Genomic DNA, 12,117 nt, shown 5'->3' with positions numbered 1-12,117 from the left:
ATAGTCAGAGGCTATGGATATGAGCCACACCATGTCTTGGACCGATGAGCCCCTTCGGTCGTAGCGTCGTGCCCATGGCACTGGCAACACGGACGGACCGACGGCCGTCCATGACGCGTACGATCTGGGACTCGTCCGTCGGCAAGAAGACGGTCATGGCCGTGAGCGGCCTGATCATGCTCGGCTACCTGGTCGTCCACATGATCGGCAACCTGAAGATCTTCTTCGGGCCGGGGGAGTTCAACCACTACGCCCACTGGCTGCGGGTCATGGGCGAGCCCTTCCTGCACTACGAGTGGGCCCTCTGGATCGTCCGTGTGGTGCTCGTCGTCGCCGTCGTGGCGCACGCCACCTCCGCGTACCAGCTGAGCCGCCGGGACATCAAGGCGCGGCCCAGCAAGTACGTCCACAAGAAGCCCCGGGCGAGCTACGCCACCCGCACAATGCGCTGGGGCGGGATCATCCTCGCCCTGTTCATTGTCTGGCACGTCCTCGACCTGACCACCGGCACCGTCCACTCCGGCGGCTTCCAGTCCGGGCACCCGTACCAGAACGTCGTCGACACCTTCTCCACCTGGTACGGCAACGTCATCTACATCGTCGCCATGCTCGCTCTCGGACTCCATGTCCAGCACGGGTTCTGGAGCGCCGCGCAGACCCTCGGCGCGGGCAGGGCCAGCCGCGACCGTGTTCTCAAGACCATCGCCAACGTCCTCGCACTGGTGCTGACGGTGGGCTTCATCTCCGTACCTGTCGCCGTCATGACCGGAGTCGTGAGCTGACATGACCGACTACTCGCACTACGAGACCGGCGCACCCGTCGTCGATACCAAGGCCCCCGAGGGCCCCGTCGCCGAACGCTGGGACACCCGCCGCTTCGAGGCCAAGCTCGTCAATCCGGCCAACCGTCGCAAGCACACCGTCATCGTCGTCGGCACCGGCCTGGCCGGCGGATCGGCCGGGGCCACGCTGGCCGAACAGGGCTACCACGTCGTCCAGTTCTGCTTCCAGGACTCGCCCCGCCGCGCCCACTCCGTCGCCGCCCAGGGCGGCATCAACGCCGCGAAGAACTACCGCAACGACGGCGACTCGATCCACCGGCTCTTCTACGACACCGTCAAGGGCGGCGACTTCCGCGCCCGCGAGTCCAATGTCCACCGGCTCGCCCAGATCTCCGTCGAGATCATCGACCAGTGCGTCGCGCAGGGCGTCCCGTTCGCCCGCGAGTACGGCGGCCTCCTCGACAACCGCTCCTTCGGCGGTGTCCAGGTCTCCCGCACGTTCTACGCCCGCGGCCAGACCGGGCAGCAGCTGCTCCTCGGTGCCTACCAGGCACTGTCCCGGCAGATCGCCGCGGGCAACGTCGAGCTGCACGCCCGTACCGAGATGCTCGACCTGATCATCGTCGACGGCAAGGCCCGCGGCATCGTCGCGCGTGACCTCGTCACCGGGAAGATCGGCACGTACTTCGCCGACGCGGTCGTGCTGGCCAGCGGCGGCTACGGCAACGTCTTCTACCTGTCGACGAACGCCATGAACTCCAACGCCACCGCCATCTGGCGCGCCCACCGGCGCGGAGCGTACTTCGCCAACCCGTGCTTCACCCAGATCCACCCCACCTGCATCCCGCGCACCGGCGACCACCAGTCCAAGCTGACGCTGATGAGCGAGTCGCTGCGCAACGACGGCCGGATCTGGGTCCCGAAGTCCAAGGGCGACAACCGACCGGCCAACGAGATCCCCGAGGACGAGCGCGACTACTACCTGGAGCGCATCTACCCGGCCTTCGGCAACCTCGTGCCGCGCGACATCGCCTCGCGCGCCGCGAAGAACGTCTGCGACGAGGGCCGCGGCGTCGGCCCCGGCGGACAGGGCGTCTACCTCGACTTCGCGGAGGCCATCCAGCGCATGGGCAGAGCGAAGGTCGAGGAGAAGTACGGCAACCTCTTCGACATGTACGCGCGGATCACCGCGGAGAACCCGTACGAGACCCCGATGCGCATCTACCCCGCCGTGCACTACACGATGGGCGGACTCTGGGTCGACTACGACCTCCAGACCACGATCCCCGGCCTGTTCGCGATCGGCGAGGCCAACTTCTCCGACCACGGGGCCAACCGGCTCGGCGCCTCGGCACTGATGCAGGGTCTCGCCGACGGCTACTTCGTCCTCCCATCGACCATCAACGACTACCTGGCCCGCAACCCGCACCACGGCGAGGTCGACGCCTCGCACCCCGCCGTGGAAGAAGCCGTCGCGGAGACCGAGGACCGGCTGAACCTGCTGCTCGCCGTCGACGGCGACCGCACCCCCGACTCCTTCCACCGCGAAATCGGCGAACTCATGTGGGAGTACTGCGGGATGGCCCGCACCGAGGAGGGGCTGCGCAAGGCGCTCGACCGGATCCCGCAGATCCGCGAGGAGTTCTGGCGCCGCATCAAGGTCCCCGGCACCGGCGAGGAGTTCAACCAGTCGCTGGAGAAGGCCAACCGCATCGTCGACTACCTGGAGCTCGCCGAGCTCATGTGTCTCGACGCCCTGCACCGCGCCGAGTCCTGCGGAGGCCACTTCCGCGAGGAGTCGCAGACCCCGGACGGCGAAGCCGCCCGCCGGGACGAGGAGTTCTCGTACGCCGCCGCCTGGGAGTTCACGGCCACCGGCGACGCCCCCGTCCTGCACAAGGAAGACCTCGTCTTCGAGTACGTCCACCCCACTCAGCGGAGCTACGCATGAAGCTCACCCTGCGCGTCTGGCGCCAGAAGAACGCCGACGCCCCCGGCGCCATGTCCACCTACCAGGTGGACGGCATCTCGCAGGACATGTCGTTCCTGGAGATGCTCGACACCCTCAACGAGGAGCTCATCCTCGTCGGCGACGACCCCGTCGCCTTCGACCACGACTGCCGCGAAGGCATCTGCGGCGCGTGCAGCCTCGTCATCAACGGCGACGCGCACGGCCCGGAGCGCACCACCACCTGTCAGCTCCACATGCGGTCCTTCGAGGACGGCGACACGATCGACATCGAACCGTGGCGCGCCTCGGCGTTCCCGGTTGTCAAGGACCTGGTCGTGGACCGGTCCGCCTTCGACCGGATCATCCAGGCGGGCGGCTACATCTCCGCCCCGACCGGCACCGCACCCGACGCCCACGCCACCCCCGTGCCCAAGCCCGACGCCGACTTCGCGTTCGAGCACGCCGAGTGCATCGGCTGCGGCGCTTGCGTAGCGGCCTGCCCCAACGGCTCGGCGATGCTCTTCACCTCGGCGAAGATCAACCACCTGGGCGTCCTGCCGCAGGGCGCCCCCGAGCGCGAGACCCGGGTGCTCGACATGGTCGGCCAGATGGACAGCGAGGGGTTCGGCGGCTGCACGCTCACCGGGGAGTGTGCCACGGCCTGCCCGAAGGGCATTCCGCTGCCGTCGATCTCGGCGATGAACAAGGAGTGGCTGCGCGCGACCCGGAAGGTCCGACGCTAGGCCTGTTCTGACGCCGGTCGGCACAGCCGGTGAAGAGACCGGCTGTGCCGACGACCCGTGCCGCGCTGCTTCGGCCGGCGGACGGCCGACGTCAGGGCTTGATCGGCTTCACCTTCGTGTCGACGCCGTTCACCCGCACGGTGACGTTCCCCTGGTTCCGCGCCCGGTCGGCCACGATCCTGTAGGACGTGACCTTCCCGTCGCGCCACTCACAGCGGACCTCGTAGCCGCCGCGGGCGCGGAGCCCGGTGAAGGAACCCTTGGCCTTCCATTCGTCCGGCAGGGCGGGCAGCAGGTGGATGACGCCGTCGTGGCTCTGCAGGAGCATCTCCGCCACGGCGCCCGAGATGCCGAAGTTGCCGTCCATCTGGAAGGGCGGGTGGTTGCAGAACATGTTGGGCAGCGTGTTGTAGGTCAGCAGTCCGCGCAGCATGGTCTGGGCGCGGTGCCCGTCACCGAGGCGGGCGAAGAGGGCTGCCCGCCAGGGCCAGGTCCACGAGCGGCGGCTGTCGCCCGACACCGTCGCGGCCGTGAACGGGACGCCTTCCTTCTCGCCGCACCGTGCCTTGAGCGAGACGAGGGCGGCGGCCGCGAAGTCCGGCGTCTTCGGGGTGATTTGGCGGCCCGGGTAGACCGCGAAGAGGTGCGAGGTGTGGCGGTGGATGTCGCTGGGGCTGTCGATGTCCTCCTGCCACTCCTGCAGCTGACCCCACTTGCCGATCTTGTTCGGCGCGAGGCGCGCCTGCATGTCCATGACCTTGGCCCGGTAGTCGGCATCCGCCTCGAGCGCCGCCTCGCAGTCGAGGTAGTTCTGGAACAGGTCCCAGATGATCTGCTGGTCGTACATGACGCCGTCCTCACGCGGCCCGTGCTCGGGGGACCAGCTGTTCGGCGAGACGAGGAGTCCGTCCTCGCGCTCCTTGAGACTGTCCTCCCAGAACTCGCAGATCTCCTTGATCATCGGGTAGGCGACGGTGCGGAGGTAGACCAGGTCCTGGGTGAACGCCCAGTGCTCGTAAAGGTGCTGCGCGTACCAGGCGCTCGCGACGGTGTTCCACTCCCATGCGTTGCCGCCGAAGATGCTCTGGCTGGTGCGGGCGGTCCAGCCGCGCGTGTCCTTGCCGAAGGCATTGCGGGTCGCCACGCGGCTGGGCACCGCCACCTGCTTGATGAACCCGACGAGTGCCTCGTGGCACTCCGGCAGGTTCGTCGTCTCGGCTCCCCAGTAGTTCATCTGGACATTGATGTTGGTGTGGTAGTCGGAGGCCCACGCCGGCGTGTTGCTGTCGTTCCAGAGACCCTGGAGGTTGGCGGGCAGACCCTTCGGGCGCGAGGAACTGATCAGCAGGTATCGGCCGAGGTCGAACATCGTCTGCTCAAGGGTCGGGTCCACTTCGCCCGCCGCGTAACGCGCCAGCCGGGCGTTGGTCGGCAGGGCGACGACGGCGTCGTCGGAGGTGCCCCAGGCGACCGAGACGCGGTTCATGAGGGTGCGCATCTCGGCGGTGTGCTCGTCGCGTATCTCGTCGTAGGACCGGGCGGCCGCCTTGTCGAGCGCCGCGGCGACGACCGGTTGCGGAGCGGCTCCGCGCCACCCGGCGGCGGCGTCGAGCTTGTAGTCGGTGCGGGCGTCGAGGAGCAGGGTCAGGGTCGTGCAGCCGGTGAACCGGAGCACCGACCCGTCGGTGCTGAAGTCGCCGTCGGTGTGTACGACCTGGACGGTGCACGCGTGCTTGAGGCCGTTGCCCATGACACCGCTGAAGGCCATCCGCCGGGCGTCGGCGTCCACGGTCGTCGGGGCCTGATCCTGTCCGGACGTCAGCGAGATCGCTCCGGAGAGTCCCCGGTCGCTGTCCGACGTGTACCGGAAGACCATGACGTCCGCGGACCGGCTGGCGAAGGCCTCCCGCAGGACGCGCCGCCCCGGCTCGCCGAAACGGGTGACATGGACACCCTCGAAGAAGTCCAGGGCGCGCTGGTAGTCGACGAACGTGGACTGCATGCGCGTGTCGAACCCCTTGCCCTCCAGGACGACCTCCGCGATCTGGAAGCCGGTGGACGACTCGCCGGGGGTGAACGTGAGCCGGTAGGTGCGGTAGGCCGTGCTGTTGGTGATCCGGAAGGTCCGGGTCTCGCCGCGGCCGGCGAAGGGCGCACCGGGGTTCTGCGTGTCGAGGGTCACCCAGGCTTGCCCGTCCTGCGACGCCTCGAGCGCCCACCGCCGGGGGTCGTCCTGTGGACGGTCCGGGGCCGCCCTCAGCGTGTACGAGGTGACGGCGGCCGTGGTGGGCAGGTCAGCCTGCCAGACGACCGCCGGTGCGACGGCGTCGACCCGCCAGACCGTGGCCGGATCGCGGTCCACCGAACTCGAGATGTCCGTGGCCTGACCGGATCCCTCGGAGTGCCCGCTGGGCGACGACAGGTACATCGAGCCGCCCCCGCCGAGGTCGACGCCGGACAGACCGATCTCGCTCACCTGGAAGTGGCTGACCCCTGCTTCAGGAACGAAGTCGAACCGGTAGAAGCGGTAGGCCGCGGTGTCGGCACAGGTGAATTCCTTCGTCTGGGACCGGCTCTCGAAGGGCGTCGCCAGAGTGCGGCTGTCCAGCCTGGTCCAGGTGGCCCCGTCGGCGGATCCGGAGAACGTCCACTCCTGCGGGTCGCGCTGCGGCACGTCGTTGGCACTCGTCAGACGGTAGGAAGCGACCTCGACGGGGTCGGGGAGCTCGACCTGCCACTGCACCTTCGAGCCGGGCGCCTCGATGCACCACTTGGTACTCGAGTTACCGTCGTACGTCTTGTCGACGCCCTCCGTCGAGGAGGTACGGTACGGTCCCCCGGGGGCCGTGACCTTCGTACGGCGACCGAAGGTGACGACGACATCACCGAAGTTCCGGTACGAGCCGAAGCCGGTCATGCTTGTGTCGAAAGCGCCGTCCGGCTTGCCCGCGAGGGCGTTGTCGTAGTTGTTGACACCACCCCAGAGACTCTGCTCGTTGAACTGGATACGCTCCTCGGAGGGGTTGGCGAAGAGCATGGCGCCGAGCCGGCCGTTGCCGATCGGCAGGGCCTGCGACTGCCAGTCCATGGCGGGGATCGAATACTTCAGCGCCTTGCGCGACAGGGTCGGCCACTGGACGGCCGCCGGCGTGGCGGCCCCGGCAGCAACGGCCTGTCCCACAGGGATTCCCCCGGTCAGCTGAGTGATCAGCGGTGTGAGGGCGAGGGCACCGCCGAACTTGAGGATGCTTCGTCTCTGCGGTTGGGGTTCATTGGTCACGAGAGACCTCCTGGTCAATTGATCGGTTCTTTAATGGAGGGATGAGAGAGATACATCAACGTATGCCGAGGGCGAGGCCATTTCACCGGATGACAGATCGGATGTCTAGAGTGTGCGGCACTGTCTCTGCTGGTCGCCCCTCCCTAGGAGGGCCGATTCCGTTGGTCCCGGTCGCGGGAGCCGCCCGGTCCCGGGACCAGGAGGTCTCCGGATGGCCGGCCGGTCAGGAGGTGACAGAGATGTCGTCGCCGTAGGCCGTGCCCTGTGCGTGCCAGCCGTGCAGACAGACCGTCACCGCACCCGTGGAGCCGGTGGTGAACGTCTCCGCCGGACCGTAGTCGTGGAAACAGGCCAGTTGAACCTGATGGACTGTCAGGCCGACCTGAGGGCGGCCGCCAGGTACGCCGCGGTCCGGCTGTCCGCCGCACCCGCCACCTCTACGGGCGGCCCCACCGCGACGATCCGGCCACCCCGGTCGCCGCCTCCGGGGCCGAGGTCGATCACCCAGTCGGCACCCGCGACCACGGCCATGTCGTGCTCCACGACCACCACCGTGCTGCCCGCATCGACCAGCCCGTGCAACTGCCGCATCAGCACCTCGACATCGGCCGGATGCAGCCCTGTCGTCGGTTCGTCGAGCAGATACAAGGTGTGGCCGCGACGGGTGCGCTGCAGCTCCGTGGCGAGCTTGATCCGCTGGGCCTCACCGCCGGACAGCTCCGTCGCCGGCTGCCCCAGCCGCAGATAGCCGAGCCCCACATCGAGCAGCGTCCGCAGACTGCGCTCGGCGGCGGGTGTCCCGGCGAAGAAGCCGGCCGCCGACTCCACCGTCAGATCCAGCACCTGCGCGATGTTCAGCCCGCGCAGGGTGACCTCCAGCGTCTGCGGGTTGTACCGTGCGCCATGGCAGTCCGGGCAGGGCGCGTACGTGCTCGGCAGGAAGAGCAGCTCGACGGAGACGCACCCCTCGCCCTGACAGGTCTCGCACCGCCCGCCCGCCACATTGAACGAGAACCGCCCCGCCCTGTAGCCGCGTTCGCGCGCCGTGCCGGTCTCGGTGAACAGCTTCCGCACGACATCGAAGAGCCCGGTGTACGTGGCCAGATTGGAGCGCGGGGTACGGCCGATCGGCTTCTGGTCGACCTGGACGAGACGGTCCACCGCCTCCAGCCCCTGCGTCGACGCGCAGCCGGCCGTGGGCCGCTCGGCGGGAAGGCCGGCAGTGGCGGACGCCTGCCGGTCGGCGAGGACCCCGGCGAGCACCTGACCGACCAGAGTCGACTTCCCGGAGCCGGAGACCCCGGTGACCGCGGTGAACACCCCGATCGGGAACGCGGCGTCCACCCCGCGCACATTGTGCCGGTCGACATCGATCAGCTTCAGCCACCCGGAGGGCGTACGCGGCTCCCGGGCAGGAGCTGGACCCTCGTCGAAGAGGAACCGGCGCGTCGCCGACTCCACGACGTCCGCGAGTCCGGCCGGGGGACCGCTGTGCAGCACCCGCCCCCCGTGCTCACCGGCCAGCGGCCCCACGTCGACCAGCCAGTCCGCCTGCCGCACCACATCCATCTGGTGCTCCACGACGAAGACCGAGTTCCCGGCCTCCTTCAGCCGGCCGAGGACCGCGAGCAACGACGCGGTGTCCGCCGGGTGCAGACCGGCCGACGGTTCGTCCAGCACATAGACGACCCCGAACAGTCCCGAGCGCAGCTGGGTGGCGAGCCGCAGCCGCTGCAGCTCGCCGGAGGACAGCGTCGGAGCCGTGCGGTCGAGACTGAGATAACCGAGCCCCAGCTCGGTCACCGTCCCGATCCGGGCCAGCAGATCCGTCGTCAGCAGCCGCGCGGTGTCATTGCCGCCCGCAGCCGACAGCACGTCGGCGAGGCGCGCGAGGGGCAGCGAGGCCAGCTCGGCGATCGTGCGGCCGGCAAAGGTGACGGCCATCGCCTCCTGGCGCAGCCGAGTGCCGCCACAGACCGGACAGGGGGCGCTGCTCAGGAAGCGCTCTGCCTTGGCCCGCAGGGTGCGGCTCTTGGAGTCAGCGAAGGTGTGCATCACATAGCGCCGCGCACTCATGTACGTGCCCTGGTACGGGCGCTGGATCCGGCCCGCTTCCCGCACCGGGTGGACCGTCACCACCGGCTGATCGTCGGTGAAGAGGATCCACTCCCTGTCCTGCGCGTCCAGCTCCCGCCACGGCCGGTCGATGTCGTACCCCAGTGTGTCCAGCACGTCGCGCAGGTTCTTGCCCTGCCAGGCGCCCGGCCAGGCGGCGATCGCGCCGTCCCGGATCGACAGCGACGGGTCCGGGACGAGTAGCTCCTCGGTGGTGCGGTGGATACGCCCCAGACCGTGGCACTCGGGGCAGGCCCCGGCGGCGGTGTTCGGCGAGAACGCATCGGAGTCCAGCCGCTCGGCCCCCGCCGGATACTCCCCAGCGCGCGAGAACAGCATCCGCAGCGAGTTGGACAGCGTGGTGACCGTACCGACCGAGGAACGGGCACCGGGCACCGAGCGCCGCTGCTCCAGCGAGACGGCGGGCGGCAGACCGGTGATCTCGCCGACCTTCGGCGCGCCGACCTGGTGGATGAGCCGCCGGGCGTACGGGGCGACGGACTCGAAGTAGCGGCGCTGGGCCTCGGCGTAGATTGTTCCGAAGGCGAGGGAGGACTTCCCGGAGCCCGAGACGCCAGTGAAGACGGTGAGGGTGTCGCGCGGGATGTCGACGTGGACGTCCTGCAGATTGTGCTCACGGGCGCCGCGCACCCGGACGTACGGATCGTGGGGGGTGGGCATGCGCGCGGAGCTCCGTATGGATGGGGACAGGGCCGACAGTTGATGACAAACAGTCGGATTCTAGGCGCCGACGGTGTCTGGGCCCGCAACACCGGCGCCGATGTTCCCCTCCGTACCCCCCAGGTCAGGGAGGGGAACTCCGCCTCCGCTCGCTAGCGGGCGTTGCGCAGCGCCCGCTTGATGGGGCCCGGGATCACCCGGCGGGCACGCTGGTACGGCCGCCGCTCGGGTCGCTCGTTCTCGCGCGGGACGGGCAGCCTGCTGGCCTTCGCAAGGCGCCGTTCCAGCAGGGTGTTCCGGTCGGCGAGCTCGGTCATTTGGGACTGGAGCCAGTTGAGGCGGGTGCTCATCTCAGGGACGCCGCTGCCGGTCCAGGGACGGACGCCCGCCGGGAAGGCCAGCTCGCTCATGCGGGACTCGAAGGCCGCGCCCCCGTCACCGTGGGTGAAGGTGTTCTCCAGGCCGTTCTTGTCCAGGAAGTTCATGAACCGGTCGAACCGCTCGTGGTGACCGCGCATCAGAGGCCCGAAGTCCGCCTCGGCGTACAGCTCCGCGGGATCCAGGTTCTCGGGCACCTTGGCGAGCATCCGGTGCGGAATGTCGAAGTAGCGGCACAGCTCCAGCGTCCGGGAGTCGCTGCAGAGCACCGTCGCCGGCGTTCCGGCGAGCAGCGCCGCGATGTTGCCGTGGATCCGGGAGCCGAACGAGAAGTCGAAGCCCCGCAGGTCGTCCACCCATGTCTTGGGGTCGATATAGACCCTGACCTTGCCCTCCGCGAACATCGGGTGGTCGGGGTGGGTCGGGATGTCGGTGACGGCGGCGTTCGCGTGGCTCAGGTCACGCCAGTGCAGCTGGCGGGCATCGGACAGGTTCTGCCCGATGAAGCGCAGGTGGGGATAGCGCGCATGGGTGTGGTCGATGATCCGCCCGAGCTTGTGCTTCTTCACGGCGTCGTGCGATCCGTTGATCGCGATCCGCGACTCGGGTCCCAGCGGCCGGGTGTTCTCACGGATGAAGAGATCACGGCCGCCTATGAACATCGACGGACAGCCGATGACCTCCACGTCACGGAAGCCCATGTCCCGCAGGTAGCGCTCGGTGAACTCCCCGCGCACCCCGATGGAAGCGCTGTGGTCCAGCACCGCGGAGACGAACGCGTGCACGCTGGGCGCCATGGGCCGCAACCGGTCCGCGGAGTAGTTGGTGCTGGTCTGCGCGCCGACGCCGGGCACGATGACCGGGATCTTCAGCTTCGAGATGAGCTGGGTCAGCCGCTTGAGCTGGGGCTCGAAGGACGGCCGGAAGGCATTGGCGAGCGGAATGACGAAAGCGTCGTACTCCTCGTTGATCCGCTCGGCGGCGGCGACCCTGGTCCGGATGCCGTTGGAGACCACCTTGGTCCGCGGCGTCTCAAGGATCTTGTGCGCGGCATCGCTGAAGATCAGGTTGCCTGAGTTGGTTGCGAACACGTCCTCGTGGAGGGCGCGCTCAACAGGAACGACGTCGTAAGGGCTCTTCCCTGAGCGCAGGAGTATTCGCTTCACATCGGTAACGTTAGATGCCACGAATTAAGGTTAGCTTTACGTAGGTTTTAGTTTCCATCTGGATCAGTACAACCTTTTCGGTGAACGCGGAACGTGACCGCCCGGCTACTCGGTCACCTGCGTGGATCGGCTCGGACGAACCGGAGCCCGCCTTTGCCGCGTGTCGTCGCAGGTGTCCAACTCGTCCCACATGACGCGCTCTTGAGGACGTGCGCCCCCGCCCTATCCTTCTCCTGCGCAGAGGCGCGCCGATCGGGGGAGGCAGAAGATGATCATGGCGGACTCGCTGTCCGATGACGACGTGCTCGAGGCGGTGGCCCGGCACGCCGGCCGGCCCGGACAGGGAGCACAGATCCGGCGTGAGGGTGCGGAGATCACCTCGGTGCCGATGCTCGGCCTCACCATCGACCGGTCCATCGAGGCCCGCACCACGAAGCCGGTGCGCAGGGGCGGCAGACCCGGCCTCTCGCACCTGCCGGAGTACGAAGGCGATCTGCGCGACTGCCCCGTCGATCCGCCGACGGACCCGGCGCGGTCGAAGACGGTGGAGTTCGTCCTGCGCGGATCGGTGCGGACGGTGCCCTGCATGTGTGTGGGCGGCCGGATCCTGTACGACGAGCTGGTCTGCGACGCGGCCGAGCCGGCCGGTTTCACCGTGGTGCGGGCTCGCTGGGCAGTGGCCTCGCCCGCGTTGAAGGACGCTCAGGAGTGTGCGGGGCGTACCTGACCGCGGTGTACCGGGTCAGGTGGTCTCGTCGAGCCGGAAGCCGACTTTCAGGCCGACCTGGTAGTGCTCGATCCGGCCGTCCACGATCTGACCACGCACCTGGGTGATCTCGAACCAGTCGAGATTGTGCAACGTTTTCGCCGCCCTTGCGACGCCCCGGCGGATGGCGTCGTCGACGCCCTCGTGGGAGCTTCCTACGATTTCGGTGACCCGATACGTGTTGTTGGACATCGTGTGTCCCCTTTCTTCCATACCACGGTGCCCCACTCGGCGCGGGTACGCGAGAGGTCGACC

Annotated in this window: 8 protein-coding genes; 4 read left to right on the top strand and 4 right to left on the bottom strand. The window is 68.5% G+C overall.

Features of this window, described 5'->3' with window-relative positions; all coding sequences use genetic code 11:
• Positions 1 to 74: 74 nt before the first annotated feature.
• Genes OH809_RS04555 through OH809_RS04545 form a run of 3 tightly spaced genes read left to right on the top strand, consistent with a single transcriptional unit; the run spans position 75 to position 3,476 of the window.
• Entirely contained in the window at positions 75 to 782 is a 708-nt protein-coding gene (locus OH809_RS04555; protein ID WP_406423748.1) for a succinate dehydrogenase, read from the top strand.
• Position 783: 1 nt separating this feature from the next.
• Positions 784 to 2,733 (top strand): fumarate reductase/succinate dehydrogenase flavoprotein subunit, encoded by a 1,950-nt coding sequence (locus tag OH809_RS04550; RefSeq protein WP_406514845.1) that lies wholly within the window; start codon positions 784 to 786, stop codon positions 2,731 to 2,733.
• A complete protein-coding gene (locus OH809_RS04545) occupies positions 2,730 to 3,476 on the top strand; it encodes a succinate dehydrogenase/fumarate reductase iron-sulfur subunit (RefSeq protein WP_406423752.1) in 747 nt (248 codons plus the stop codon). The genes OH809_RS04550 and OH809_RS04545 overlap by 4 nt, the downstream gene beginning before the upstream one ends.
• Positions 3,477 to 3,567: 91 nt before the next feature.
• Here OH809_RS04545 and OH809_RS04540 read toward each other — a convergent pair whose 3' ends face one another.
• From OH809_RS04540 to OH809_RS04530, 3 genes are all read right to left on the bottom strand, one after another.
• Positions 3,568 to 6,756 (bottom strand): glycosyl hydrolase family 95 catalytic domain-containing protein, encoded by a 3,189-nt coding sequence (locus OH809_RS04540; RefSeq protein WP_406514844.1) that lies wholly within the window; start codon positions 6,754 to 6,756, stop codon positions 3,568 to 3,570.
• Between the two features lie 372 nt (positions 6,757 to 7,128).
• Positions 7,129 to 9,552, bottom strand: coding sequence for an excinuclease ABC subunit UvrA (uvrA, locus tag OH809_RS04535; RefSeq protein ID WP_406423756.1), 2,424 nt, complete (start codon positions 9,550 to 9,552; stop codon positions 7,129 to 7,131).
• Between the two features lie 152 nt (positions 9,553 to 9,704).
• Complete coding sequence (locus OH809_RS04530) at positions 9,705 to 11,096, bottom strand: polysaccharide pyruvyl transferase family protein (protein ID WP_406423758.1); 1,392 nt, start codon at positions 11,094 to 11,096, stop codon at positions 9,705 to 9,707.
• Between the two features lie 268 nt (positions 11,097 to 11,364).
• Here OH809_RS04530 and OH809_RS04525 point away from each other — a divergent pair, with 268 nt between their 5' ends.
• Positions 11,365 to 11,823, top strand: coding sequence for a hypothetical protein (locus tag OH809_RS04525; RefSeq protein WP_406423760.1), 459 nt, complete (start codon positions 11,365 to 11,367; stop codon positions 11,821 to 11,823).
• Positions 11,824 to 11,838: 15 nt separating this feature from the next.
• Here OH809_RS04525 and OH809_RS04520 read toward each other — a convergent pair whose 3' ends face one another.
• Entirely contained in the window at positions 11,839 to 12,054 is a 216-nt protein-coding gene (locus tag OH809_RS04520) for a dodecin (RefSeq protein WP_406423761.1), read from the bottom strand.
• Positions 12,055 to 12,117 lie beyond the last annotated feature (63 nt).

Source organism: Streptomyces sp. NBC_00873 (assembly GCF_045207415.1).
Classification (GTDB): domain Bacteria; phylum Actinomycetota; class Actinomycetes; order Streptomycetales; family Streptomycetaceae; genus Streptomyces.
The sequence above is the reverse complement of the archived record's forward strand: the minus strand, read 5'-3'. Positions and strand labels throughout refer to the sequence as shown.

Bases quoted from the DNA above. Each gene is read 5' to 3' on its own strand.
- uvrA (WP_406423756.1), bottom strand. From the start codon at position 9,552: ATGCCCACCCCCCACGATCCGTACGTCCGGGTGCGCGGCGCCCGTGAG.
- OH809_RS04545 (WP_406423752.1), top strand. From the start codon at position 2,730: ATGAAGCTCACCCTGCGCGTCTGGCGCCAGAAGAACGCCGACGCCCCC.
- OH809_RS04550 (WP_406514845.1), top strand. From the start codon at position 784: ATGACCGACTACTCGCACTACGAGACCGGCGCACCCGTCGTCGATACC.
- OH809_RS04555 (WP_406423748.1), top strand. From the start codon at position 75: ATGGCACTGGCAACACGGACGGACCGACGGCCGTCCATGACGCGTACG.
- OH809_RS04525 (WP_406423760.1), top strand. From the start codon at position 11,365: ATGATCATGGCGGACTCGCTGTCCGATGACGACGTGCTCGAGGCGGTG.
- OH809_RS04520 (WP_406423761.1), bottom strand. From the start codon at position 12,054: ATGTCCAACAACACGTATCGGGTCACCGAAATCGTAGGAAGCTCCCAC.